The organism is Salmonella sp. SAL00653 (assembly GCF_046552515.1).
In the GTDB taxonomy this organism is placed as follows: Bacteria; Pseudomonadota; Gammaproteobacteria; order Enterobacterales; family Enterobacteriaceae; genus Salmonella; species Salmonella enterica.
In genome coordinates, this window is the sequence record NZ_JBGDTY010000004.1 from 86,339 (window position 1) to 110,450 (window position 24,112).

A 24,112-nucleotide genomic window follows, 5' to 3' on the forward strand; every position below is an offset into this window, starting at 1 on the left:
TGAGGCTGTCGCAATGACGTCGCTGACGCTGGTGCCTGTTCCTCCCGTAGCGCAGCTTGAGGGGGTGAGCCAGCATTACGGAAAAACGGTCGCGCTGAACAATATCACGCTGGACATTCCCGCCCGTAGTATGGTCGGGCTGATTGGTCCGGACGGGGTGGGTAAGTCGAGCCTGCTGTCGCTGATTTCTGGCGCGCGGGTGATTGAGCAAGGGAACGTTATCGTCCTGGGCGGCGATATGCGCGATGCGAAACATCGCCGCGACGTCTGTCCGCGCATCGCCTGGATGCCGCAGGGGCTGGGGAAAAACCTTTATCACACGTTATCGGTTTATGAGAACGTCGATTTTTTCGCTCGTCTCTTTGGTCATGACAAAGCTGAACGCGAAGCGCGTATTACCGAGCTGCTGAACAGCACCGGCCTGGCGCCGTTTCGTGACCGTCCTGCCGGGAAGCTGTCCGGAGGGATGAAACAAAAGCTGGGGTTGTGCTGTGCTCTGATTCATGACCCGGAATTGCTGATTCTTGATGAGCCTACCACCGGCGTGGACCCGCTCTCCCGCGCTCAGTTCTGGGACTTAATCGACAGTATCCGCCAGCGCCAGACCAATATGAGCGTGTTGGTCGCAACGGCCTATATGGAAGAGGCGGAGCGTTTTGACTGGCTGGTGGCGATGAATGCGGGCGAGATACTGGCAACCGGCAGCGCGCAGCAACTGCGGGCAAAAACCCATAGCGCGACGCTGGAACAGGCGTTTATCGCCCTGTTGCCAGAAGCGCAGCGCCAGGCGCATAAGCCGGTGGTGATCCCGCCGTATCACGCTGAGCAGGAAGAGATTGCCATTGAGGCGAAAGATCTGACCATGCGCTTCGGTAAGTTCGTCGCGGTTGACCATGTTAATTTCCGTATTCCGCGCGGCGAGATTTTTGGCTTCCTCGGTTCAAACGGTTGCGGCAAATCGACCACCATGAAAATGCTGACCGGTCTGCTTCCCGCCAGCGAAGGCCAGGCCTGGCTATTTGGCCAGCCGGTAGACCCGAACGACATCGACACCCGTCGCCGGGTCGGGTATATGTCGCAGGCTTTTTCGCTCTATAACGAACTCACCGTGCGGCAGAATCTGGAACTTCATGCCCGCCTGTTTCATATTCCGCCTGCGGAGATCCCGGCGCGCGTCGCGCAGATGATCGAACGCTTTATGCTAACGGAGGTGGAAGATACGCTCCCCGCTTCGTTGCCGCTCGGTATCCGCCAGCGTTTATCGCTGGCGGTAGCGGTGATCCATCGCCCGGAAATGCTGATTCTTGATGAGCCAACGTCCGGCGTTGATCCGGTCGCCAGAGATATGTTCTGGCAGCTTATGGTCGATCTTTCGCGTCAGGATAAGGTGACGATTTTTATCTCGACCCATTTTATGAACGAAGCGGAACGTTGCGACCGAATGTCATTGATGCACGCCGGTAAAGTGCTTGCCAGCGGTACGCCGCAGGAATTGGTGCAACAGCGGGGCGCGGCCAATCTGGAAGCGGCGTTTATTTCCTGGCTACAGGAAGCTGCGGGAGCGGCGCCTGAAACCCCAATACCGCCATCCCAGACGCCTGCCGCGTCAGGTAAACCGTCGCGGCAGGGATTGAGCTTCCGGCGTTTGTTCAGCTACAGTCGCCGCGAAGCGCTGGAGCTACGCCGCGATCCGGTACGCTCGACGCTGGCGCTGCTGGGAACGGTAATTCTGATGTTGATTATGGGCTATGGCATCAGTATGGACGTGGAGAACCTGCGTTTTGCCGTACTCGATCGTGACCAGACCGTCAGTAGCCAGGCATGGTCGCTCAATCTGGCGGGATCGCGCTATTTTATCGAACAGCCGCCGCTCGCCAGCTATGACGAGCTTGACCGGCGGATGCGTTCGGGAGAGCTGGCGGTTGCCATTGAGATCCCGCCTAATTTTGGCCGCGATATTGCTCGCGGTACGCCAGCGCAGATTGGCGTCTGGGTGGATGGCGCCATGCCCAGCCGCGCCGAGACGGTGAAGGGGTACGTTCAGGCGATGCACCAAAGCTGGCTGCAGGAGGCGGCAAGTCGTCAGCCGAACCCGGTTAAACAGGTCGGGCTGCTCAATATTGAAACGCGCTATCGCTATAACCCGGATGTGAAAAGTCTGCCCGCTATCGTTCCGGCGGTCATTCCGCTGCTGCTCATGATGATCCCGTCAATGCTTAGCGCCCTGAGCGTGGTGCGGGAGAAAGAGCTGGGGTCGATGATTAATCTGTACGTAACGCCGACGACGCGCAGCGAATTTTTGCTGGGTAAACAACTGCCGTATATCGAGCTGGGTATGCTGAACTTCTTGCTACTGTGCGCGCTGTCGGTCTTTGTGTTCGGCGTGCCGCTGAAAGGCAGCTTTCTCACGCTTACCCTCGCGGCGCTGCTTTATGTCATCATCGCCACCGGTCTGGGGCTGCTGATCTCCACGTTTATGAAGAGCCAAATCGCCGCTATTTTTGGGACGTCGATTATTACCCTCATTCCGGCAACACAATTTTCCGGCATGATCGATCCGGTGGCTTCGCTGGAAGGACCGGGAAGATGGATCGGCGAGATCTACCCGACCAGTCATTTTCTGACGATCGCGCGCGGGACGTTTTCCAAAGCGTTGGATCTGTCCGATCTCTGGCCGTTATTTATGCCGTTACTGATTGCCGTCCCGGTGGTGATGGGTCTGAGCATTCTGCTGCTGAAAAAACAGGAGGGGTAATGCGCGGATTACGTAATATTTATAACCTCGGCGTTAAAGAACTGCGCAGTCTGCTGGGCGACAAAGCGATGCTGGCGCTGATCGTCTTCGCCTTTACGATTTCGGTTTACTCCTCCGCTACCGTCCTGCCCGGTTCGTTGCATCTTGCCCCTATCGCCATCGCCGATATGGATCAGTCTCAGTTGTCGAACCGTATTGTGAATAGTTTTTACCGCCCGTGGTTTCTGCCGCCGGAGATGATTACGGCAACGGAAATGGATGCCGGACTGGATGCCGGACGCTATACCTTTGCGGTCAATATTCCGCCGAATTTCCAGCGTGATGTGCTGGCCGGGCGTCAGCCTGATATTCAGATTAACGTCGATGCGACGCGCATGAGCCAGGCGTTTACCGGCAACAGTTATATCCAGAATATTATTAGCGGCGAGGTCAACAGCTTTGTGGCGTGCGCGCGAGGAGATAACGTTCAGCCGGTGTCGCTGGAGATTCGGATGCGCTTTAACCCGAATCTGGACCCGGCGTGGTTTGGCGGCGTGATGGCGATTATCAACAACATTACCATGCTGGCGATAGTGCTGACCGGATCGGCGCTGATCCGCGAGCGAGAACACGGCACGGTAGAGCATCTGTTGGTGATGCCGGTCACGCCCTTTGAGATCATGATGGCAAAAGTATGGTCGATGGGGCTGGTTGTGCTGGTGGTTTCCGGTTTGTCTTTGATGCTGATGGTGAAAGGCGTGCTTGGCGTACCGATTGAAGGATCGATCCCATTGTTTATGTTGGGCGTGGCGCTGAGCCTGTTCGCCACCACTTCAATTGGGATTTTTATGGGCACCATCGCCCGTTCGATGCCGCAACTGGGGTTATTAATGATTCTGGTGCTGTTGCCGCTACAAATGCTTTCCGGCGGTTCCACGCCGCGCGAAAGTATGCCGCAGGCGGTGCAGGATATTATGCTGACCATGCCGACGACGCATTTTGTCAGCCTTGCCCAGGCTATTCTTTATCGTGGCGCAGGTTTGAGTATCGTCTGGCCGCAGTTCCTGACCCTGCTGGCGATAGGCGGCGTGTTCTTCCTGATAGCGCTGTTACGCTTCAGAAAAACGATTGGCACAATGGCGTGAACATTATTGCCGGATGGCGGCTGCGCCTCATCCGGCCTACAAACGACAGACGTGCGAACGTAGGCCGGGCAAGCGAAGCGCCCCCTGCAAGGCGCTGGGGCGTTAGTCTTCTTTCGGCAAACACTGCAAGTGGCCGTGGCGCACGCCGCGCTGGGCGATAACATCATCGGCAAAATGCTGTACGTCGCCCATATCGCCCTTCAGAACGGCGATCTCCAGACAGTCATCGTGGTTGATATGGACGTGCAGCGTGGCGACGGATAAATCATGATGATGATGCTGGGTGGAGACGATGCGGCTGGCTAAATCCCGTTTCTCATGTTCATAAACATATGAAAGTACCGCGAAACCCTGTGTACCGTGTTCCTGGGTGGCCTCCTGCGCCAGAGCGCCGCGCAAAATATCACGGATCGCTTCGGAGCGATTGTTATAGCCGCGTCGCTGGCTCAGGCTGTCCAGCGTTTCCAGTAAATCGTCATCGAGGGTGATGGTGACACGTTGCATCTGACTTAAACCTTTTGGTATGGCGCGTCGGCGCATGGGAAGCTCCGCATTTTGTAACACACGTCCGCCGCCAGAGGGAAAAATTAATGTGTCATAACGCTTTTGTTATCGTCTGCGGCGTCAGCGTAAACGGTGTGGGGGTACAGACTGCCAGACTGAGCGTATCGAGCTGACACTGGCTGACCGACAAGGCAGAGGGCAACGTGCTGTCCACGCTGACGATTTGCCAGGCGCTGCCGCCGCGTTGTTTTACGATGGCTTCTTTACGCGTCCAGATACGCCAGAAGGCCGCCAGTTGTCGCTCCGGACGTTCCGCTTCCATTTCAGCATGTTCGCCGAGGCTGAATACCGCATTTGCCAGCGAACGCCAGTTATCGCGCGGGCGGATCACTTCAATATCGCAGCCGACTTCACCTTCGTCGCTAAGCAACAGAGCAATAGTGTCGCCGCTATGGCTGAGGTTAAACCACAGCGGCGTTCCGGCGGAAAAAGCCGGTTTACCCTGTTCGCCATACACCATCTCCGGTAGCGGCGAGAGCGCACGGGAAAGCAGCACGCGCCCGGCCAGCCAGCTTGCCCGGCGAACGCCCTGCGGCGCCTGAGCGATTAACGCGTCGGGCAATTGACCTGCGCTTAATGTTGACACTTTTCCCAGAACGATCTGGTACATATCAGGACCAACGTTGCCTATGAAGAAGAGGAGATTGTAGCATCTGTCGCCTCATCCCGGTAAACGGCTTTTCGGTCGGCCTGGCCCCAGTAAGATCGCCAGTTTGCTGCCGCCTTTAGTGGTTTCCATCCAGATTTTGCAGACGCTGGTCAAAGGAACGGACAAGAGCATCCCGACCGGGCCTAATAGCCATCCCCAGACCAGTAACGAAAGAAATACCACCAGCGTGGACATCCCCAGACGATGGCCCATCATGCGTGGCTCCATAATGTTGCCAATCACCATATGGACCACCAAAAAGAGCGCGCCGACCAGTACGCACTCGTAAAAACCGTTAAATAACAGCGCCTGAATCATGGGGGGAACGGCGGAAATCACCGAGCCGATATTAGGAACGTAATTGAGCAAAAAAGCCAGTACGCCCCACATTAGCGCAAACTGAATACCCATTAACGCCAGCCCCAGCCAGATAATCGCGCCCGTCCATAAACTGAGCAGCGTTTTCAGCGCCAGATAATGCGAGACGCCTTTCAGGGCGCGGTGCAGGCCGGCAATATGAATTTGTGGATTGTTTAGCGCGAAACGTAATTTATAAGGCACGTGACGCACCTCAAACAGCATAAAAACCACGGTCATCACCAGCAGCACAATGCTTGCCATCGCGCCCGATACGCCGGTCATTAATGTTGTGGTGAAGAGCATGATTTTATCGGAATCCATCCCGCGGAGCATACGTTCCGGCGACATATGTAAATTCAGGAAGGGCATTAACTCCTGAAGGTGTAAGACTTTACGCGTCAGCTCCTTGCTGTATTTAGGCAGCATAGCGATAAATTCATTAAGCGATGCGGCAAGCACACCCACCAGCGCGGTAAGCACGATCAGCATGACAACCACCACGATAGTAATCGCCAGCGGTCGCTTCACGCCCCGACGAATAAACCAGGTCACTAATGGGTTAAGAACGATGGCGAAAAAGAGCGCCAGCAAGAGTTGTACAATAATATCCGCCGCGGCATGAATCCCGGCGAGAATAATAACCAGGGAGGCCAGTTTCAGCAGAATATGCATACCCGTTTTGTCGGGTTGAGCGGTTGCCATGAAGTTTTCCTTGTTGTGTTTTTTTCTAAGTGTAGCGGCTGCCCTGATACCGATAATCTGAATCTCACTACTGATTTTCACCGCGCGCCATGATAGAAAAGAAAACATGTTGTAAAAATGCGGTGATACTCATGCCCGAACCCGTCGCTGAACCGGCGCTAAACGGATTGCGCCTCAATCTGCGTATTGTCTCCATTGTGATGTTTAACTTTGCCAGCTACCTGACCATCGGCCTGCCGCTCGCCGTCTTGCCCGGCTATGTGCATGATGCGATGGGATTCAGCGCGTTCTGGGCGGGGCTTATTATCAGCCTGCAATACTTCGCCACTCTGTTAAGCCGTCCCCATGCCGGGCGGTATGCGGATGTATTAGGGCCGAAAAAAATCGTTGTCTTTGGCTTATGCGGCTGTTTTTTAAGCGGATTCGGCTACCTGCTGGCGGATATCGCCAGCGCCTGGCCGATGATCAGTTTGTTGCTACTGGGGCTGGGTCGCGTGATTTTAGGGATTGGGCAAAGTTTTGCCGGCACCGGTTCGACACTGTGGGGCGTCGGCGTCGTCGGGTCGTTGCATATTGGTCGGGTCATCTCCTGGAACGGTATCGTCACCTACGGCGCAATGGCGATGGGCGCGCCGCTGGGCGTGCTGTGTTATGCCTGGGGTGGGTTACAGGGGCTGGCGCTAACGGTGATGGGCGTGGCGCTGTTGGCGATACTGTTAGCGCTTCCACGTCCGTCGGTGAAGGCGAACAAAGGCAAGCCGCTGCCGTTTCGCGCGGTGCTGGGGCGTGTCTGGCTGTATGGTATGGCGTTGGCGCTGGCCTCGGCAGGGTTTGGCGTCATCGCGACGTTTATTACCTTATTTTATGATGCTAAAGGCTGGGATGGCGCCGCTTTTGCGCTCACGTTATTTAGCGTCGCGTTTGTCGGCACGCGTTTGCTGTTCCCTAACGGCATCAATCGTTTAGGCGGGTTGAATGTCGCCATGATCTGCTTTGGCGTGGAGATTATTGGTCTGTTACTGGTGGGAACGGCAGCCATGCCGTGGATGGCAAAAATCGGCGTTTTACTCACGGGGATGGGGTTTTCGCTGGTCTTTCCGGCGCTGGGCGTGGTGGCCGTCAAAGCCGTGCCGCCGCAGAACCAGGGCGCGGCGCTGGCGACCTATACCGTCTTTATGGATATGTCTTTGGGGGTTACCGGGCCGCTGGCGGGGCTGGTGATGACCTGGGCGGGCGTGCCGGTGATTTATCTGGCGGCGGCCGGGCTGGTAGCGATGGCGCTATTGCTGACCTGGCGCTTAAAAAAACGGCCTCCGTCTGCACTGCCGGAGGCCGCATCATCGTCGTAAAGGTTACTTAATAACCAACGTATTGATGATGTTTTCAGCCGTGGTTTGCGCTTTTTGCTGATTGTCCGCAGGCAGCGTGACCTGAATCGTCAGCAATTGGTTATCCACTTTGCCCAGCACGATGGAAGAATACGCCGTCTGGCCCTTCGCGGAGATAATGCTGTCCAGTTGTTGCAACGTATGGCCTTTGAGCTCAATAGACTTATTGGTGACGACCTGAAGCTGCGGGTCGCGGCTACGCTGTTGCTCAAGCAGGCGGTTTGCCAGCACCGGCAACGCTTCATCGGTATTATCGCCGACGATAACAATCACCGCTTTCTGGCCCGTCGGGTCAGAATAAACGTGCATATTATTCGCCTGGGTGCCCAGCTTACCGCTTTGATCGGTCATATCCGCCGGCAGCGAGAAACTGAGTTTGCCATCCATCAGGCTGATGGGCTGGCCGGAGGCCTGGCTTTCCGCGGCGGCGCTTTCTGCCGACGCTTTTGTATCGTTGTTATCACAGGCCGCAAGCCCCATAACCAGCAGGCCAATACCGGCATATTTAACCAAATTGCGCATTGACTTCTTCCTTTCGATAAACGGCCATAACGGCTCATTCGCTCATCTTATCACAACTCGGAAAACGAACCTTTAACTTGTCGGTAATGGGGAAATTTCAGATTTATCTGCCAGCTTTTTCAGCAACATATTCAGTAGAACGCCGTACATCGGCAGGAAGAAAATAATGCTGATGAGCACCTTAAAGCAATAATCCACCAGCGCAATTTCCATCCAGTGTTCGGCCATAAACGCATCGGGGCTTCGCCAGAACGCAATGAAGAAAAAGGCAAGGGTATCGCTGATATTGCCAAACAGCGTTGAAGCGGTCGGCGCCAGCCACCAGCGACGATTTTGGCGCAGGCGGTTAAACACATGGACATCAAGGATCTGTCCCAGCGCGTAGGCCATAAAGCTGGCGGCGGCGATACGGGCGACAAACAGATTAAAGTTCGCCAGCGCGGCGAAACCTTGCCAGGCGCCCATATAGAACAGCGATGACACCACATACGACACCAGCAGCGCGGGGATCATGACGGCGAAGATAATGCGGCGCGCCAGCGGTGCGCCAAAAATACGCACGGTAAGATCGGTGGCGAGAAAAATAAAAGGAAAACTAAACGCGCCCCAGGTCGTGTGGAAACCAAAAATAGTGATGGGGAGCTGCACCAGATAGTTACTGGAAATGATCACCAGTAAATGGAATAGCGATAGCCAGAACAACGCTTTTACGCGCTGTGATTGTGTAAACGGAGTCATATTGTGACCTTTTTGTTGGATGGGGTGAGGGAACCCAATAAAGAACCGCCGCATAATACTGTTTTGCGCTGGCATTGCAATGGCTAATTTTCACGCAATCGTTAACCTGCCTGGCTTACTGACGAAGATGGGCGTAAAATATCGCCGTTTTTCTACCATTGAGACGAAGATGAGCGATCTGTTTTCCTCCCCTGACCATACGCTTGACGCCCTGGGGCTGCGTTGCCCTGAACCGGTAATGATGGTGCGCAAAACGGTGCGCAACATGCAAACTGGCGAAACATTGCTGATTATCGCCGACGATCCGGCGACGACGCGTGATATTCCGGGGTTCTGTACCTTTATGGAACACGATTTGCTGGCGCAAGAGACGGAGGGTCTGCCGTACCGCTATTTATTGCGTAAAGCGCATTAACCGCACGGCAGATAGCATTCTGATTAGAAGCTTTCCCAGTTCGCCTGTTCTGCGGCGGGCTGTGGTGTTAAACCTTTGCTTAACGGCGTCGGCGACGCCTCCCGACGAGGCTGTTTCTGGATGCGGAACGCGGCGACCGCCTGACGAAGTTCGTTAGCCTGATCTTCCAGCGCTGCCGCCGCTGCTGCGGATTCCTCTACCAGCGAGGCGTTTTGCTGCGTCACGCTGTCCATTTCCGATACCGCCTGCGCCACCTGCTCAATGCCTTTGCTTTGCTCATCGGAGGCAGAGGCGATTTCGCCCATAATATCGGTCACGCGGGTCACGGCGTTGACGATCTCTTTCATGGTTTCTCCCGCTTCGCGTACCTGCGTAGAGCCGGTATCAATGCGCGACACGGAGTTTTCAATCAGCACTTTGATCTCTTTGGCGGCCTGCGCGCTACGGCTGGCCAACGTGCGTACCTCTCCGGCCACGACCGCGAATCCTCGCCCCTGTTCGCCGGCGCGGGCGGCTTCTACCGCGGCGTTCAGCGCCAGGATATTAGTCTGGAAGGCGATACCGTCAATCACGCTGGTGATGTCCACGATTTTTTCCGAGCTTTCGGCGATATCGTTCATGGTGCTCACTACGTTATCCACCACGCGTCCTCCTTTACGCGCGGTTTCTGATGCGGTTTTCGCCAGACCCGTCGCCTGTCGTGCGTTATCGGTGTTTTGCCGTACCGTGGCGGTTAACTGTTCCATGCTGGCGGCGGTCTCCTCCAGCGCCGAGGCCTGCTGTTCGGTACGGGAAGAGAGGTCGCTGCTGCCGGCGGAAATTTCGCCTGCGCCAGTATAGATAGAGTCCGCGTTATCGCGCACCGCGCTGACGGTACGGATTAACGACTGCTGCATCGTTTTAAGACCGGCGGCCAGTTGGCCCATTTCACTGCGTCCTTCAGCCTCTATCTCATGGGTAAGATCGCCGTCGGCGATCGTTTGAATGTGCGCCATAATCCGTTGCAGCGGGCGGAGTAGAACGCGTTGCAGCCCCAGCCAGATAAACGCCAGCACGATGAGTACGATAAGTAGAATTATCCCCAGCGTCCATTGCATCTGGGTAAAACTGCTCTGATTCTGATCGCTGGCTAATTTTATTAATTGCGCATTTTGAGAGAGCCACTTGTCATATACCTGCTCCATGTCATCCTGCGCTTTTTGCGCGTCAAGGTTGCCATAGGCGGCGTAATTATCGGCTTTAAGATAGTGGATAGACTGCTGCAAAACGTCATACATCTGCTTAAAGCTGGCTTCGGCCTGGGCATCCAACGCCGGATCTTTTCCCGCGATCGCTTCGGAGTTCACGTAGTTGTTGAAATGTTTTTCCGCTTCGTTGAGCGACGCGCCAGCGTTGGTTAACAGCGTGTTCATGGCGTCCAGCGAGGCGGGATCGCGCTGATTTTTTAACATGCGTATCGCCACGCGGTTAATGGTAACGCGGGTTTCGATCAATGTCTGAAAACTGCCGCCCAGTTCCTGTTGTTGGTAACTCAGTGCGCTCGCATTCTGGAAATTCAGCCGATCGCTGCTGACGGCGGAATAAAACAGTATTCCTGTCACCAGCAATAAGGCGCTAAATATGCCCAGCGTCGCGATAACGCCGGTGATGACTTTGATATTTTTCATAGTGCCTAACATTCCTTATTTTGTAGACGGTATGATCAATATCGGTTGGATAAATATTAACCTTACATCAAATCACTCTATTTCTGATTAATGGTTTGATAAGTAATAGAAAATAAATAATTTTCGCGTGAATAATATGTACAAAGAAAGGAATATCGCGGGATAACCCGGCGACACGACGCCGCCGGGCGGGAGAAGATTAGTTTTTACGCAGCAAACGTAGCGCGTTGGCGGTCACCAATACCGTGGCTCCCGTATCCGCCAGGATTGCCAGCCATAGCCCGGTAAAACCCAGTAGCGTCGTCACCAGGAAAATGGCTTTCAGCCCCAGCGCAATGGTGATGTTCTGCCGGATATTCGCGTGGGTAGCGCGCGCCAGCGTAATCATCTGCGCTAACCCGCGCAGACGGTTATGAGTAAGGGCGGCGTCAGCCGTTTCCAGCGCGACGTCAGTACCGCTGCCCATCGCAATTCCGATACTGGCGGCTTTCATCGCGGGCGCATCGTTAATGCCGTCGCCCACCATCGCCAGCGGCGCTTGTTGGTTAAGGGCGGTGACTGCCCGCACCTTGTCTTCCGGCAGTAGTCCGGCTTTAAACGCCAGATCCAGCTCGCCGGCAATCGCTGCCGCCGCCCGTGGGTTATCGCCGGTCAGAATCACGCCGTTAACGCCTAACTGATGCAGTTCGCGGATGGCGTCGCGCGCATCGTCACGCAACGTATCCTGGAGGGCGAGGACGCCAACAACGGTCTCGTTACGCAGCACCAGAACCACCGTCTGCCCGGCGTTTTCCAGTTCGCTAATTTGCCCGGCAAACGCTGCCGTAGGCTGTTTTCCCGCCGCGCAAATCAGAATACGTTCGCCGTTAACCTGCGCTTCAATTCCGGTGCCGGCCAGCGTTCGCTGCGATTCCGCCGTCGGGATCGCCAGATCGCGTGTCTGCGCTTCGCGGACAATAGCCTGCGCCAGCGGGTGCGTAGCGCCTTGTTCTACGGCTGCCGCCAGCGCCAACAGTTCAGCCTCGCTGATATCGCTTGCCGGATGAATCGCCGTCACCCGTGGTTTACCGATGGTCAACGTACCGGTTTTATCAAAGGCGACCTGCGTGATACGGCCCAGTTGCTCCAGCGCTGCGCCGCCTTTAATCAATGCGCCGCGCCGTGCCGCCGCCGCCAGCCCGGAGGTAATTGCCGCGGGCGTGGAGATCACCAGCGCGCACGGGCAACCGATTAATAGCAGCGTCAGCCCTTTATAAATCCACTCCTGCCAGCCGCCATCGAACATCAGCGGCGGAATAAGCGTCACCAGCAGCGCGATGACCATAATGACTGGCGTATAGATGCGGCTGAAACGGTCAATAAACCGCTCAATGGGCGCACGGCGCTCTTCCGCCTCTTCAATCAGCGTCAGGATACGGTCAATCGCGCTGGCGCCAGGTTCAGATAACACCTCCAGGGTGACGAGACGGTCAACGCTGGTCGCGCCTGCCGGGACTTTGTCGCCCGTTGCGCGCTCCACCGGGATAGACTCGCCGGTGAGCGCGCTTTCATCAAAGCTGGCGAAACCGGAAACCAGTTTACCGTCGGCGGGTAAACGCCCCCCGGCGGCGACTTCGATAATATCGCCCGGTCGCAGGGTATTAATAGCGACCTCTTCCCGCACGCCGTCGCGCAGACGGGTCGCCGTTTCCGGTTTAAGCGCCATTAACGCGCTGACGCCTTTACGGGCGCGACTGGCGGCCCATCCTTCCAGGCGCTCGCCGATGAGGAACAGCAGCAATACCATTGCTGCCTCCGCCGTCGCGCCTATAAACAGCGCGCCAATGGCGGCGACGCTCATCAGCGTTTCAATAGCGAACCAACTGCCGCTTTTCATCAGCCGCAGCGCCTGGCGGGCAATAGGATACAGACCGACCAGAGTGGTGACGATAAAGGCCAGTTGGCCGAACGGGTGGTTAAATTGCTCCAGCCCCCAGCTTATCGCCATCATAATGATCAGCGTAATAAGCGGCAGGTTCTCTTTAAGACGAGATTCAGGCGCGGCGTCGCGCGAATCTTCACTACGCAAGGTATAACCCGCCTTCTGTACGGCGCGTTCAATTTGCGCGCGGAGGTCGGCGTCGGCATCGACCACTAACTTTTCGGTGGCGAACAGCACTTGCGCCTGGTTGACGCCGCGAATTTGGCGTACCGCATTCTCCACTTTTCGGGCGCAGGCGGCGCAGTCCATGCCGGAGATTTTCCAGGTATAGCGCGTGCCTGCCACGGCAGTAGAAACAGGCGCGCTGGACGCGCAATGTTCTTCGCAGCAGCAGCTATCGGTCTTCTGTATTGCCGGGGCTAATCTGAAGGAGGTAAAGGGCGGGACTTTTTTGCCATCGGTATCAGGGGTCGACATAACGTCCTCCGGTTGATGATAATTTTCTCATTAACCGGAGGATACACTCTGGAGTCGACTCCAGAGTCAAGCGCTATTATTTACAGGTACAGCGAGCGAACAATCAGGAAGTGTCCGGCAAAGTAGCAGGCGGCGGCAATCGCGTTATCCGCCCGGAAACGGCGGCGGTAATGGCTACCCAGCCAGACGATATTGCCGATGAACAGCAGCGTCGCGCCGGTAAAGGCCGAAAGGGCTGGCGCCGTTGGGCGGAAGAACCACAGTTCGCCCGCCAGCCAGACCATGACCAGCGTCATGGCGATAAAAGTACATACCGGCCAGCGTAGCTCCTCCAGTCGCGTCCAGATAACGGCGATAAGCAACGCGCCGACTATCAGTAACGCCAGCGGCAGCGGCCAGAAGAACGACAACGTCATTTGGCTGTCAAAGTAAATGGTGTAGAGCAGATGCGATAAGAAAAATGCCCCGACGGCGTACAGCAGGCGTTGACGCGGTAAGAGCGTTAACGCATCGCCGACCAGCGAGGCGCACAGTCCGGCCAACACAAGATAACTGATGGCGTCAAACATCGGCGCTTGCCAGGCCAGTAACAGCAACAGTAATAACGTGACGGGCTTAAAAACCCAGCGTTGCCAGGCTGGCCCGCGATAGGAGGCGTCCACATACAGCCATGCGGACAGGCAGACAGCGATAAACGACCAAAGCATCTTAATTCCTTGAATTCGTTATTTTTTCGCAAACGGTATGCTTGCGGCTCTATTATTCAGTGTAGAGGCCGTGACGGTCAGATGACAACACTATAACGGGCAGGGTATGCTTATTTCCGCATTTTCTGACAGGTTAACAGTATGAGTAAGCCACCGCTTTTCTTCATTATAATCATTGCATTAATCGTGGTTGCCGCGTCGTTTCGCTTCGTTCAGCAACGGCGGGAAAAAGCCGCTAATGAGGCGGCGCCGTTACAGCAAAAGCTGGTCGTGGTTAGCAATAAACGGGAGAAGCCGGTTAATGACCGACGCTCTCGCCAGCAGGAAGTGAGCCCGGCGGGAACCAGTATGCGCTATGAGGCAAGTTTTAAGCCGCTCAATGGCGGTCTGGAAAAAACGTTCCGTTTACAAGCGCAGCAGTACCACGCTTTGACGGTGGGCGATCAAGGTACGCTGAGCTATAAGGGAACTCGGTTCGTCGGGTTTGTTAGCCGTACCCCGGATAACGAATAAACCGTCATCCGGCAGCAAACGTTATTTTTTGTTCTTAAACTTCTTCTGCCAGACCAGCAGCTCAAACACGCCGAACAGGAAAATGCGGATTTTTTCTCCCGTCGTCATCTGCGGACCCTCTTTCGGTATCGTTGATTTCAGCAACGCCAACTGCATACCGTGCATCAGCGCCATGAACACCAACGCCACGTTGACGAAGATATTGAGCGGGCGCGGGAAGGGATGCACCAGATTAAGAATCAAAAATGCCCACACGAAGAGCATTAATAAGCGGCCCAGATTAATCAACATCATTTTCTCCTTGCGCGTCGCGCTGATACAGACGATAAGCGACCTGTCCGGCCACCTTTTCTCGATACAATGCCCAGTTCGCCGGAACGGGCGGCAGACCGTTTTCCACCTCGCTTTCTACGTAGATTAGCGCGTCGTCGGCCAGCCATCCCTGGGTTTCCAGCAATTGTAACGTCTCTTCCAGCAGCCCTTTACGAAACGGCGGGTCGACAAAGACGACGTGATGCGGCGTCCCCGGCTGGCTGAGGAAGGTCAGAGTATTGGTATTGACGACGCGAGCATTGTTGGCTTTCAGCGTCGCCAGATTTTTTTGCAACTGCTGCGATACGGCGCGATCCATTTCCAGTAACGTTGCCTGGGCCGCATAACGTGATAGCGCTTCCAGACCCAGCGCGCCGCTGCCGGCAAAGCAATCCAGACAATGGGCGTCTACCATTACCGGAGCCAGCCAGTTAAATAACGTTTCGCGCACGCGATCGGTGGTGGGACGCAGACCCGGGCTGTCCGGAACCGGTAATTTACGGCCACGCCATTGCCCGCCAATAATGCGGATTTGGCCGCTGCCAGAGTGAGTCGGTTTTTTCATTTCTCTTGCTCGAACCGCCTGTTGCAAGTTATTCCAGGCGGTGATGTGAATTAAGTTAAGTGATAGACTATTTCATCATTTTTTTAGCTTCCATGTATATAGCGCCGCGAGGGGTGTAGTCGCAGATGGCAAAACAGAAAAAACGTGGCTTCTTTTCCTGGTTGGGCTTCGGTGATAAAGAGCAGAAGCAGGAACAGACCGAAGAACAGCAGATTGTTGAGGAACAACGACCGGTTGAGCCCCCTGTTGAAACGGCGGCAGACGTAGACGCGCAAACGCCCGCGCACAGCAAAGCAGAAACCGAAGCCTTTGCGGAAGAGGTGGTGGACGTTACTGAGAAAGTTCAGGAGAGCGAAAAACCGCAGCCGGTAGAGCCGGAGCCCGCGGCGGCCATTGAGACGGCAGCGCCGCAGATCGCGGTGGAACGCGAGGAATTGCCGCTGCCGGAAGAGGTCAAAGACGAGGCTATCTCGCCGGAAGAGTGGCAGGCCGAAGCGGAAACCGTAGAGGTCATTGCCGCGGTAGAAGAAGAGGGCGAAAACGCGGCGAAATTCACCGACGAAGAGCTGGAAGCGCAGGCGCTGGCCGCTCAGGCGGCGGAAGAGGCGGTGATGGTTGTTCCGCCAGCGGAAGAAGACGAGCCGGTGGAAGCGATCGTTCAGGAGCAGGAAAAACCGACTAAAGAAGGTTTCTTTGCCCGCCTGAAACGCAGCCTGCTGAAAACCAAAGAAAATCTCGGTTCCGGATTTATCAGTCTGTTCCGCGGCAAGAAAATCGACGATGATTTGTTCGAGGAGCTGGAAGAGCAGTTGCTCATCGCTGATGTCGGGGGGGAAACCACGCGTAAGATTATCGCTAATCTGACGGAAGGCGCCAGCCGCAAACAGCTTAAAGATGCCGAGGCGCTGTATGGTCTGTTGAAAGACGAGATGGGCGAGATTCTGGCGAAGGTAGACGAACCGCTTAATATTGAAGGTAAAACGCCTTTTGTTATTCTGATGGTTGGCGTGAACGGCGTGGGTAAAACCACCACTATCGGTAAACTGGCGCGCCAGTTTGAGCAGCAGGGTAAATCAGTGATGCTGGCGGCGGGGGATACTTTCCGCGCGGCGGCGGTCGAACAGCTACAGGTCTGGGGACAGCGTAACAACATTCCGGTTATCGCCCAGCATACCGGCGCGGACTCCGCCTCGGTGATTTTTGACGCTATCCAGGCCGCGAAGGCGCGTAATGTGGATGTGTTAATTGCCGATACGGCAGGGCGTCTGCAGAACAAGTCGCACCTGATGGAAGAGCTGAAAAAAATCGTTCGCGTCATGAAAAAGCTGGACGAAGAAGCGCCACATGAAGTTATGCTGACCATTGACGCCAGCACCGGACAGAACGCGGTAAGCCAGGCCAAACTGTTCCATGAAGCGGTAGGCTTAACCGGTATTACCCTGACCAAGCTGGACGGTACGGCGAAAGGCGGGGTGATTTTCTCGGTAGCTGACCAGTTTGGCATTCCTATCCGTTACATTGGCGTGGGCGAACGTATCGAGGATTTGCGTCCGTTTAAGGCGGACGATTTTATTGAGGCACTTTTTGCCCGAGAGGATTAACAATGATTCGCTTTGAACATGTCAGCAAGGCCTATCTCGGCGGGAGACAAGCGCTGCAGGGAGTGACATTCCATATGCGGCCAGGCGAGATGGCGTTTCTGACCGGCCACTCCGGCGCGGGGAAAAGTACCCTGCTGAAGCTAATCTGTGGGATTGAGCGGCCCAGCGCCGGCAAAATCTTCTTCAGCGGGCATGATATTACGCGTCTGAAAAACCGCGAAGTGCCGTTTTTGCGCCGCCAGATTGGGATGATTTTCCAGGATCACCATCTGCTGATGGATCGCACGGTCTATGACAATGTGGCGATACCGTTAATCATTGCCGGTGCCAGCGGCGATGATATCCGTCGTCGTGTGTCGGCGGCGCTGGATAAGGTTGGACTACTGGACAAAGCGAGAAACTTCCCGATTCAACTCTCCGGAGGCGAACAACAGCGCGTGGGCATCGCCCGCGCGGTGGTCAATAAGCCAGCGGTATTGCTGGCGGATGAACCGACCGGGAACCTGGACGACGCGTTGTCGGAAGGGATTTTACGTCTGTTTGAAGAGTTTAACCGCGTAGGGGTGACGGTACTGATGGCGACGCACGATATTGGACTTATCTCCCGTCGTTCCTATAGGCAGCTCGTCCTGAGCGATGGACATCTGCATGGAGGCCTGGCCAATGAATAGGCACGACGCGATTAACCAAATCAGGCAGTTCGGCGGACGGCTGGATCGACTGCGTAAGTCTCGCGGCGGAACAGGCGGCGGGCGCAACGCGCCAGGACGCCAGAAGCCGACGCCGAAACCGAACTCACGTAAAACGAATGTCTTTAATGAACAGGTGCGCTATGCCTGGCACGGCGCGCTGCAAGATCTGAAAAGCAAACCGCTGGCGACGTTTCTAACGGTGATGGTGATCGCCATCTCCCTGACGCTGCCCAGCGTCTGTTACATGGTCTATAAGAACGTCAACCAGGCGGCGACTCAGTATTATCCGTCGCCGCAGATCACCGTTTATCTGCAAAAAACGCTGGATGATGATGCGGCGGCGCGGGTTGTTGGGCAGCTTCAGGCCGAGCAGGGCGTTGAAAAGGTCAACTACCTGTCCCGTGAGGACGCGCTGGGAGAATTCCGCAACTGGTCGGGTTTTGGCGGCGCGCTGGACATGCTGGAAGAGAACCCGCTGCCGGCAGTGGCGGTGGTGATCCCCAAGCTGGACTTCCAGAGTACCGCCTCGCTTAATACGCTGCGCGACCGTATCTCGCAGATTAACGGCATTGACGAAGTCCGCATGGATGATAGCTGGTTTGCACGCCTGGCGGCGCTCACCGGGCTGGTGGGCCGCGTGTCGGCGATGATCGGCGTGCTGATGGTCGCGGCGGTCTTCCTCGTTATCGGCAACAGCGTGCGCCTGAGCATTTTTGCCCGTCGCGATACCATTAACGTGCAAAAGCTGATTGGCGCGACCGATGGCTTTATCCTGCGTCCGTTCCTCTACGGCGGCGCGTTGCTCGGTTTTTCCGGCGCGTTTCTTTCACTGATATTGTCTGAAATTTTGGTGATGCGTTTATCATCGGCGGTGACTGAAGTGGCGCAGGTCTTCGGCACGAAGTTTGATCTCAATGGCTTATCGTTCGATGAGTGCCTGTTGCTGCTGCTGGTCTGTTCCATGATTGGCTGGATCGCCGCCTGGCTGGCCACGGTGCAACATTTACGTCACTTTACTCCCGATTGATAAAATCGTGGTATAATCTTTCCCTGCAATGGGCTTCCGTTCGCAGGGAAAGAGTCCCTGTTGTCTCTTCCCCGCGCGTCATCTTTATGTCACAAGATTTGTGCAAATTATGCACAGTGTTACATTGAACTTGTGGATAAAATCACTGTCTGATAAAAGAGTGGGTGATATTCTCGTTGCTCATCGGCTTTGGCACGGTTGTTGCTCGCTGACGGTGCCAAGCAATACTGATTGAGAGGATTTGAATGACCAAAGAAATGCAAAATTTAGCTTTAGCCCCTGTTGGCAACCTGGAATCTTATATCCGGGCGGCGAACGCGTGGCCGATGTTATCGGCTGACGAGGAGCGGGCATTGGCTGAAAGGCTGCATTACCAGGGCGATCTGGAAGCAGCTAAAACGCTGATCCTGTCTCACCTGCGCTTTGTTGTTCATATTGCTCGTAACTATGCGGGCTATGGTCTGCCGCAGGCGGATTTGATCCAGGAAGGCAACATCGGCCTGATGAAAGCCGTACGTCGTTTTAACCCGGAAGTAGGCGTGCGCCTGGTTTCCTTCGCCGTACACTGGATTAAAGCAGAAATTCACGAATACGTGCTGCGCAACTGGCGTATCGTTAAAGTCGCAACCACGAAAGCGCAGCGTAAGCTGTTCTTTAATCTGCGTAAAACCAAGCAGCGTCTGGGCTGGTTTAATCAGGATGAGGTTGAAATGGTGGCGCGCGAACTGGGTGTTTCCAGTAAAGACGTGCGTGAGATGGAGTCGCGTATGGCGGCGCAGGACATGACGTTTGACATGTCTTCGGACGATGAGTCCGACAGCCAGCCAATGGCGCCGGTGCTGTATCTGCAGGATAAATCGTCTAACTTTGCCGACGGCATTGAAGACGATAACTGGGAAGAGCAGGCCGCCAACCGACTGACCGACGCGATGCAGGGGCTCGACGAGCGTAGCCAGGATATTATCCGCGCTCGCTGGCTGGACGAAGACAATAAGTCTACGTTGCAGGAGCTGGCCGATCGTTACGGCGTCTCCGCTGAGCGTGTGCGCCAGCTTGAAAAGAACGCCATGAAAAAGCTTCGCGCTGCGATCGAAGCGTAATCTTCGCGAATTGCCAATGAACCCTCGAATGTGAATTCGGGGGTTTTGTTTTTTGTAGGCCGGATAAGGCGTTTACCCTGCCATCCGGCAACACGTTTGCCCGATGGCGCTTCGCTTATCGGGCCTACGGGCCCTTCCTCTCCCCCACCGACACAAATCTGTTATCTGGATGTAAATTTAGCTATTCCAAAATAATAAAAATCGGGTATGTTTTAGCAGAGTATGCTGCTAAAGCACGGGTAGCTAGCCAATAATCGAAATAAAATACTGAACAATAACACCACAACACACGTAACAACCAGAATAATGGGGATTATCAGGATGAATATGAAGGGTAAAACGTTATTGGCAGGATGTATCGCCCTGTCATTAAGCCATATGGCATTCGCAGAGGACATTAAAGTCGCGGTTGTCGGCGCGATGTCCGGTCCGGTGGCGCAGTATGGCGACCAGGAATTTACCGGTGCGGAGCAGGCAATTGCCGATATCAATGCGAAAGGCGGTATTAAAGGCGATAAGCTCGTCGCGGTGAAATATGACGACGCCTGCGACCCGAAACAGGCGGTAGCTGTCGCTAACAAAGTGGTGAACGACGGCATCAAGTATGTTATCGGACACTTATGCTCCTCTTCCACACAGCCAGCCTCTGATATCTACGAAGACGAAGGTATCCTGATGATAACCCCGGCGGCGACCGCGCCGGAGCTGACCGCGCGCGGCTATAAGCTGGTTTTGCGCACCACCGGTCTGGACTCTGACCAGGGGCCAACGGCGGCAAAGTATATTCTGGAGAAGGTAAAACCGCAGCGCATCGCGATTATCCACGATAAGCAGCAGTACGGCGAAGGGCTGGCGCGCGCGGTGCAGGACGGTCTGAAGAAAGGCGGCGTTAACGTCGTATTCTTTGACGGCATCACCGCCGGCGAAAAAGATTTCTCCACTCTGGTAGCGCGTCTGAAAAAAGAGAATATCGACTTTGTCTACTACGGCGGTTATCACCCGGAAATGGGGCAGATCCTGCGCCAGTCCCGCGCCGCAGGGCTGAAAACCCAGTTTATGGGGCCGGAAGGGGTGGCGAACGTGTCGCTGTCTAATATCGCCGGAGAGTCAGCGGAAGGCTTACTGGTCACCAAACCGAAGAACTACGACCAGGTCCCGGCGAACAAACCGATTGTGGATGCTATCAAAGCCAAGAAACAAGATCCTAGCGGCGCATTCGTGTGGACCACCTACGCCGCGCTGCAATCGTTGCAGGCGGGTCTGAACCAGTCTGACGATCCGGCGGAAATTGCCAAATACCTGAAAGGCGCCACGGTCGACACCGTAATGGGACCGCTGTCGTGGGATGAGAAAGGCGATCTGAAAGGATTTGAGTTCGGCGTGTTTGACTGGCATGCGAATGGTACGGCGACAGACGCTAAGTGAGTAACAGCCCGGTGGCGCTTTGCTTACCGGGCCTACAACGAGCACTTCGTAGGCCGGATAAGCAAAGCGCCATCCGGCTTTTTTGCGCCTGTAATCCGCCCGATGTTGAAAAAAATATCACGACGAAATACACTGTATGTACGGTGTATTACCGTACATTATCCAGGAGTCTCTTTCATGTCAGCCCTAAAAAAACAGCGTATCGATCTGCGGCTCACAGACGGCGATAAAAGCATGATTGAAGAAGCGGCCGCCATTACTAATCAATCAATCACGCAATTTATGTTGAATAGCGCAGCGGAGCGAGCCGCAGAAGTGCTTGAACAGCACCGTCGGGTTATTCTTAATGAAGCATCCTGGGCGCGAGTCATGGATGCGCTTAGTCATCCTCCCACCCCCAATGAGAAATTAAAACGCGCGGCGCAACGTCTACAAGACATGGAGTGAACCGTGGACAACCTGACAATAGAGATTCTGGCTGATAACGCAGAATACAACTGGCGGCAGTTCGACTGCGGTGAGGCATCATTAAACCTTTTTTTAACGCAGCATCTTCAGCGCCAGCATAACAACAAAATCTTGCGCGGTTATGTACTCAGAACCACTACGCCAGAACGGCGAGTGTTGGGGTATTACACCCTGTCAGGAAGCTGCTTTGAACGCGCGTCGTTGCCTTCCAGAACCCAGCAAAAGCGCATCCCTTACCAGAATATCCCCAGCGTTACGCTGGGCCGTTTAGCGGTCGATCTCTCATTACAGGGAAAAGGGTGGGGAGCCATATTGGTCACGCATGCGATGAAAGTGGTGTGGTCGGCATCACTGGCCGTTGGGATTCATGGCATCTTTGTGGAAGCGTTAAACGAAAAAGCCCAGGCCTTTTATCAGAGGCTGGGCTTTATTTCTTTATCCGGAGAAAACGAGCACGCGCTGTTTTACCCGACAAAATCGATTGAGCAACTTTTTGGCTAGCGCTTCTCCCAGCCGTCATGCTGGGCGGTAAAACCTAACGCCTGCATAAACGCGGCCATCACGCTGCGGTCTTCAACACCGACATCCGCCATCCACCACGACGAGACGTTGGGATTATCGCGGATGACTTCTTCTACCAGGTATTGCCCGACGCCGCGGCGACGGGTGATTTCACGCACGCGTAAGGAATCCAGCGCGCCCTGCGTTCCGCTCAGCGTCACTCTTACGGCGCCCAACAAACGCTCATTAAACCGCGCGGCATAAATCCGGTGCGTTTCATCTACGCTTAATGAGGAGGCGGAATATTCCGGCCAGATTTTGCCCAGATCGATCTGATCCTGAGCGCTAAAGTGTTCTAAACGAAGAATGGTCAGCTTCATCGACGGCTTGTCCCGATTTCAAAAGATGCGATCAGTGTACCGAAACAGGCAGGCCAGATGCTTTCTCTTTTTTGTGTCATTTACCAGGTTATTAATTTTTTAACAACGATAATTACAGTTTGAAGCATTAGAGAATGGAAAACAGGCAGCATAATTCCCTGAATGCTAGTGAATTATTCCGTTTAATATGCCGTTATTTTATGCTGACAAGCATGCTTTTTTTTGTTTATCTATAGCGAAAAGCAGAATATTATCTTTTCTTAATAGACTGAAAAATAGAGATTTTAATCTTATTATGCTTTAAATGCTGCGCTAACTCATTAATGAGTCAGTAAAAAGCGCACCATTTATAAAAAGTACAGTCTGCTTTTTAACCAGCAAAAAACAAAACATATAACATCACGAATGGGGATACAGGCACATGAAACGGAAAGCGAAAACAATAATCGCAGGGATTGTTGCATTAGCAGTCTCGCAGGGGGCAATGGCAGATGATATTAAAGTCGCCATAGTCGGGGCGATGTCCGGCCCGGTAGCGCAATGGGGCGATATGGAATTTAACGGCGCGCGCCAGGCCATTAAAGACATCAACGCGAAAGGCGGGATTAAAGGCGATAAGCTGGTCGGCGTAGAGTACGATGATGCCTGCGATCCAAAACAGGCGGTGGCCAACAAAATCGTTAACGACGGTATTCAGTACGTTATTGGTCACTTGTGTTCTTCTTCTACTCAGCCAGCATCCGATATCTATGAAGATGAAGGTATTCTGATGATCTCCCCGGGGGCGACTAACCCGGAGCTGACCCAGCGCGGCTATCAGTACATTATGCGTACCGCCGGCCTGGACTCCTCCCAGGGGCCAACGGCCGCGAAATACATCCTGGAAACGGTGAAACCACAGCGCATCGCTATCATTCACGATAAACAGCAATACGGCGAAGGACTGGCGCGCTCTGTGCAGGATGGTCTGAAGCAGGGCAATGCCAATATTGTCTTTTTTGATGGTATTACCGCCGGCGAAAAAGATTTCTCCGCCCTGATTGCTCGCTTGCAAAAAGAGAATATCGACTTTGTGTATTACGGCGGCTACTACCCGGAAATGGGGCAGATGCTGCGCCAGGCACGGGCTAATGGCCTGAAAACGCAATTTATGGGGCCGGAAGGCGTGGGTAACGCGTCGCTGTCCAATATTGCGGGTGGTGCGGCGGAAGGCATGTTGGTGACGATGCCAAAACGTTATGACCAGGACCCGGCGAATAAAGCGATTGTCGAGGCGCTGAAAGCCGACAAGAAAGATCCCAGCGGTCCGTATGTCTGGATCACCTACGCCGCCGTCCAGTCGCTGGCGACCGCAATGACGCGTAGCGCCAGCCATGCTCCGCTGGATCTGGTGAAAGATCTTAAAGCGAACGGGGCTGATACCGTTATTGGGCCGCTGAAATGGGATGAAAAAGGCGATCTTAAGGGATTTGAATTTGGCGTCTTCCAGTGGCACGCCGACGGCTCGTCAACCGTCGCGAAGTAATGCCAGAAGATAAG

At 54.7% G+C, this 24,112-nt stretch carries 24 protein-coding genes; 13 read left to right on the plus strand and 11 right to left on the minus strand.

The features are described from left to right. The first annotated feature begins 13 nt into the window (after positions 1-13). Positions 14-2,755: a ribosome-associated ATPase/putative transporter RbbA gene (rbbA, locus tag ACLJRU_RS06805; RefSeq protein ID WP_001541057.1), complete on the plus strand. Its 2,742-nt coding sequence runs from the start codon at positions 14-16 to the stop codon at positions 2,753-2,755. After that, positions 2,755-3,879 carry an ABC transporter permease gene (locus tag ACLJRU_RS06810; RefSeq protein ID WP_023235351.1) on the plus strand — a complete coding sequence of 375 codons (1,125 nt, stop codon included), beginning with the start codon at positions 2,755-2,757 and terminating at the stop codon, positions 3,877-3,879. Before rbbA ends, ACLJRU_RS06810 begins: the two co-directional genes overlap by 1 nt. A gap of 102 nt (positions 3,880-3,981) precedes the next feature. Here the strand turns inward: ACLJRU_RS06810 and nikR are convergent, their stop codons facing one another. The 3 genes from nikR to ACLJRU_RS06825 all read right to left on the minus strand — a co-directional run bounded on the left by nikR (position 3,982) and on the right by ACLJRU_RS06825 (position 6,154). Further along, complete coding sequence (gene nikR / locus ACLJRU_RS06815) at positions 3,982-4,383, minus strand: nickel-responsive transcriptional regulator NikR (RefSeq protein ID WP_001190057.1); 402 nt, start codon at positions 4,381-4,383, stop codon at positions 3,982-3,984. Between the two features lie 91 nt (positions 4,384-4,474). Continuing rightward, a complete protein-coding gene (gene acpT, locus ACLJRU_RS06820; protein WP_000284366.1) occupies positions 4,475-5,053 on the minus strand; it encodes a 4'-phosphopantetheinyl transferase AcpT in 579 nt (192 codons plus the stop codon). Between the two features lie 51 nt (positions 5,054-5,104). Continuing rightward, entirely contained in the window at positions 5,105-6,154 is a 1,050-nt protein-coding gene (locus tag ACLJRU_RS06825; protein ID WP_000179589.1) for an AI-2E family transporter, read from the minus strand. An 89-nt stretch (positions 6,155-6,243) separates the two neighbouring features. Between ACLJRU_RS06825 and ACLJRU_RS06830 the strand changes: the two genes are divergently transcribed. Continuing rightward, positions 6,244-7,503, plus strand: a complete 1,260-nt coding sequence (locus ACLJRU_RS06830) for an MFS transporter (protein ID WP_077905911.1) — start codon at positions 6,244-6,246, stop codon at positions 7,501-7,503. A gap of 3 nt (positions 7,504-7,506) precedes the next feature. On the opposite strand, the gene ACLJRU_RS06835 is transcribed toward ACLJRU_RS06830, so the two are convergent. Then, on the minus strand, positions 7,507-8,064 hold the full coding sequence (locus ACLJRU_RS06835) for a DcrB family lipoprotein (protein ID WP_001245277.1): 558 nt from the start codon (positions 8,062-8,064) through the stop codon (positions 7,507-7,509). A 72-nt stretch (positions 8,065-8,136) separates the two neighbouring features. Beyond that, positions 8,137-8,802, minus strand: coding sequence for a 7-cyano-7-deazaguanine/7-aminomethyl-7-deazaguanine transporter (locus tag ACLJRU_RS06840; protein ID WP_001541055.1), 666 nt, complete (start codon positions 8,800-8,802; stop codon positions 8,137-8,139). Positions 8,803-8,971: 169 nt separating this feature from the next. Here ACLJRU_RS06840 and tusA point away from each other — a divergent pair, with 169 nt between their 5' ends. Further along, a complete protein-coding gene (tusA, locus tag ACLJRU_RS06845; protein ID WP_001541054.1) occupies positions 8,972-9,217 on the plus strand; it encodes a sulfurtransferase TusA in 246 nt (81 codons plus the stop codon). A gap of 23 nt (positions 9,218-9,240) precedes the next feature. On the opposite strand, the gene tcp is transcribed toward tusA, so the two are convergent. The 3 genes from tcp to ACLJRU_RS06860 form a co-directional block, all read right to left on the minus strand. Further along, positions 9,241-10,884 (minus strand): methyl-accepting chemotaxis citrate transducer, encoded by a 1,644-nt coding sequence (tcp, locus tag ACLJRU_RS06850; RefSeq protein WP_000789670.1) that lies wholly within the window; start codon positions 10,882-10,884, stop codon positions 9,241-9,243. A gap of 199 nt (positions 10,885-11,083) precedes the next feature. Further along, on the minus strand, positions 11,084-13,282 hold the full coding sequence (zntA, locus tag ACLJRU_RS06855; RefSeq protein ID WP_001541053.1) for a Zn(II)/Cd(II)/Pb(II) translocating P-type ATPase ZntA: 2,199 nt from the start codon (positions 13,280-13,282) through the stop codon (positions 11,084-11,086). Positions 13,283-13,362: 80 nt separating this feature from the next. Beyond that, positions 13,363-13,989 (minus strand): lysoplasmalogenase, encoded by a 627-nt coding sequence (locus ACLJRU_RS06860; protein ID WP_001541052.1) that lies wholly within the window; start codon positions 13,987-13,989, stop codon positions 13,363-13,365. A 141-nt stretch (positions 13,990-14,130) separates the two neighbouring features. Between ACLJRU_RS06860 and ACLJRU_RS06865 the strand changes: the two genes are divergently transcribed. Next, positions 14,131-14,502 (plus strand): DUF2500 domain-containing protein, encoded by a 372-nt coding sequence (locus ACLJRU_RS06865; protein WP_000042850.1) that lies wholly within the window; start codon positions 14,131-14,133, stop codon positions 14,500-14,502. Positions 14,503-14,523: 21 nt separating this feature from the next. Here ACLJRU_RS06865 and ACLJRU_RS06870 read toward each other — a convergent pair whose 3' ends face one another. Both ACLJRU_RS06870 and rsmD read right to left on the minus strand, forming a co-directional pair. Then, entirely contained in the window at positions 14,524-14,793 is a 270-nt protein-coding gene (locus ACLJRU_RS06870) for a DUF1145 family protein (protein ID WP_000906759.1), read from the minus strand. Next, complete coding sequence (gene rsmD / locus ACLJRU_RS06875) at positions 14,783-15,379, minus strand: 16S rRNA (guanine(966)-N(2))-methyltransferase (protein ID WP_000743277.1); 597 nt, start codon at positions 15,377-15,379, stop codon at positions 14,783-14,785. Before rsmD ends, ACLJRU_RS06870 begins: the two co-directional genes overlap by 11 nt. A 125-nt stretch (positions 15,380-15,504) precedes the next feature. On the opposite strand from rsmD, the gene ftsY reads away from it, so the two are divergent. The 7 genes from ftsY (at position 15,505) to ACLJRU_RS06910 (ending at position 22,193) form a co-directional block, all read left to right on the plus strand. Further along, the gene (gene ftsY / locus ACLJRU_RS06880) at positions 15,505-16,980 is read left to right on the plus strand and encodes a signal recognition particle-docking protein FtsY (RefSeq protein ID WP_001541051.1); all 1,476 of its coding nucleotides are present in this window, start codon (positions 15,505-15,507) and stop codon (positions 16,978-16,980) included. Between the two features lie 2 nt (positions 16,981-16,982). Further along, a complete protein-coding gene (ftsE, locus tag ACLJRU_RS06885; protein WP_000617729.1) occupies positions 16,983-17,651 on the plus strand; it encodes a cell division ATP-binding protein FtsE in 669 nt (222 codons plus the stop codon). Beyond that, entirely contained in the window at positions 17,644-18,699 is a 1,056-nt protein-coding gene (gene ftsX / locus ACLJRU_RS06890; protein WP_001079363.1) for a permease-like cell division protein FtsX, read from the plus strand. The genes ftsE and ftsX overlap by 8 nt, the downstream gene beginning before the upstream one ends. Positions 18,700-18,944: 245 nt before the next feature. Then, positions 18,945-19,799, plus strand: a complete 855-nt coding sequence (rpoH, locus tag ACLJRU_RS06895) for an RNA polymerase sigma factor RpoH (protein ID WP_000159621.1) — start codon at positions 18,945-18,947, stop codon at positions 19,797-19,799. Positions 19,800-20,120: 321 nt separating this feature from the next. Then, positions 20,121-21,224, plus strand: a complete 1,104-nt coding sequence (gene livJ / locus ACLJRU_RS06900) for a branched chain amino acid ABC transporter substrate-binding protein LivJ (protein WP_001535347.1) — start codon at positions 20,121-20,123, stop codon at positions 21,222-21,224. A 177-nt stretch (positions 21,225-21,401) separates the two neighbouring features. Continuing rightward, the gene (locus ACLJRU_RS06905; RefSeq protein WP_001275017.1) at positions 21,402-21,671 is read left to right on the plus strand and encodes a DUF1778 domain-containing protein; all 270 of its coding nucleotides are present in this window, start codon (positions 21,402-21,404) and stop codon (positions 21,669-21,671) included. 3 nt (positions 21,672-21,674) lie between these two features. Continuing rightward, on the plus strand, positions 21,675-22,193 hold the full coding sequence (locus tag ACLJRU_RS06910; RefSeq protein ID WP_000369560.1) for a GNAT family N-acetyltransferase: 519 nt from the start codon (positions 21,675-21,677) through the stop codon (positions 22,191-22,193). Here ACLJRU_RS06910 and panM read toward each other — a convergent pair. Continuing rightward, the gene (panM, locus tag ACLJRU_RS06915) at positions 22,190-22,573 is read right to left on the minus strand and encodes an aspartate 1-decarboxylase autocleavage activator PanM (RefSeq protein ID WP_000778873.1); all 384 of its coding nucleotides are present in this window, start codon (positions 22,571-22,573) and stop codon (positions 22,190-22,192) included. The genes ACLJRU_RS06910 and panM overlap by 4 nt on opposite strands. A gap of 421 nt (positions 22,574-22,994) precedes the next feature. Between panM and livK the strand changes: the two genes are divergently transcribed. Next, a complete protein-coding gene (gene livK, locus ACLJRU_RS06920; RefSeq protein WP_023235350.1) occupies positions 22,995-24,098 on the plus strand; it encodes a high-affinity branched-chain amino acid ABC transporter substrate-binding protein LivK in 1,104 nt (367 codons plus the stop codon). Positions 24,099-24,112: the final 14 nt, after the last annotated feature.

What these genes read in the sequence shown, in the direction of transcription:
- rbbA (WP_001541057.1), top strand. Translation starts at nt 14, where the DNA reads ATGACGTCGCTGACGCTGGTGCCTGTTCCTCCCGTAGCGCAGCTTGAG.
- ACLJRU_RS06810 (WP_023235351.1), top strand. Translation starts at nt 2,755, where the DNA reads ATGCGCGGATTACGTAATATTTATAACCTCGGCGTTAAAGAACTGCGC.
- nikR (WP_001190057.1), bottom strand. Translation starts at nt 4,383, where the DNA reads ATGCAACGTGTCACCATCACCCTCGATGACGATTTACTGGAAACGCTG.
- acpT (WP_000284366.1), bottom strand. Translation starts at nt 5,053, where the DNA reads ATGTACCAGATCGTTCTGGGAAAAGTGTCAACATTAAGCGCAGGTCAA.
- ACLJRU_RS06825 (WP_000179589.1), bottom strand. Translation starts at nt 6,154, where the DNA reads ATGGCAACCGCTCAACCCGACAAAACGGGTATGCATATTCTGCTGAAA.
- ACLJRU_RS06830 (WP_077905911.1), top strand. Translation starts at nt 6,244, where the DNA reads ATGATAGAAAAGAAAACATGTTGTAAAAATGCGGTGATACTCATGCCC.
- ACLJRU_RS06835 (WP_001245277.1), bottom strand. Translation starts at nt 8,064, where the DNA reads ATGCGCAATTTGGTTAAATATGCCGGTATTGGCCTGCTGGTTATGGGG.
- ACLJRU_RS06840 (WP_001541055.1), bottom strand. Translation starts at nt 8,802, where the DNA reads ATGACTCCGTTTACACAATCACAGCGCGTAAAAGCGTTGTTCTGGCTA.
- tusA (WP_001541054.1), top strand. Translation starts at nt 8,972, where the DNA reads ATGAGCGATCTGTTTTCCTCCCCTGACCATACGCTTGACGCCCTGGGG.
- tcp (WP_000789670.1), bottom strand. Translation starts at nt 10,884, where the DNA reads ATGAAAAATATCAAAGTCATCACCGGCGTTATCGCGACGCTGGGCATA.
- zntA (WP_001541053.1), bottom strand. Translation starts at nt 13,282, where the DNA reads ATGTCGACCCCTGATACCGATGGCAAAAAAGTCCCGCCCTTTACCTCC.
- ACLJRU_RS06860 (WP_001541052.1), bottom strand. Translation starts at nt 13,989, where the DNA reads ATGCTTTGGTCGTTTATCGCTGTCTGCCTGTCCGCATGGCTGTATGTG.
- ACLJRU_RS06865 (WP_000042850.1), top strand. Translation starts at nt 14,131, where the DNA reads ATGAGTAAGCCACCGCTTTTCTTCATTATAATCATTGCATTAATCGTG.
- ACLJRU_RS06870 (WP_000906759.1), bottom strand. Translation starts at nt 14,793, where the DNA reads ATGTTGATTAATCTGGGCCGCTTATTAATGCTCTTCGTGTGGGCATTT.
- rsmD (WP_000743277.1), bottom strand. Translation starts at nt 15,379, where the DNA reads ATGAAAAAACCGACTCACTCTGGCAGCGGCCAAATCCGCATTATTGGC.
- ftsY (WP_001541051.1), top strand. Translation starts at nt 15,505, where the DNA reads ATGGCAAAACAGAAAAAACGTGGCTTCTTTTCCTGGTTGGGCTTCGGT.
- ftsE (WP_000617729.1), top strand. Translation starts at nt 16,983, where the DNA reads ATGATTCGCTTTGAACATGTCAGCAAGGCCTATCTCGGCGGGAGACAA.
- ftsX (WP_001079363.1), top strand. Translation starts at nt 17,644, where the DNA reads ATGAATAGGCACGACGCGATTAACCAAATCAGGCAGTTCGGCGGACGG.
- rpoH (WP_000159621.1), top strand. Translation starts at nt 18,945, where the DNA reads ATGACCAAAGAAATGCAAAATTTAGCTTTAGCCCCTGTTGGCAACCTG.
- livJ (WP_001535347.1), top strand. Translation starts at nt 20,121, where the DNA reads ATGAATATGAAGGGTAAAACGTTATTGGCAGGATGTATCGCCCTGTCA.
- ACLJRU_RS06905 (WP_001275017.1), top strand. Translation starts at nt 21,402, where the DNA reads ATGTCAGCCCTAAAAAAACAGCGTATCGATCTGCGGCTCACAGACGGC.
- panM (WP_000778873.1), bottom strand. Translation starts at nt 22,573, where the DNA reads ATGAAGCTGACCATTCTTCGTTTAGAACACTTTAGCGCTCAGGATCAG.
- livK (WP_023235350.1), top strand. Translation starts at nt 22,995, where the DNA reads ATGAAACGGAAAGCGAAAACAATAATCGCAGGGATTGTTGCATTAGCA.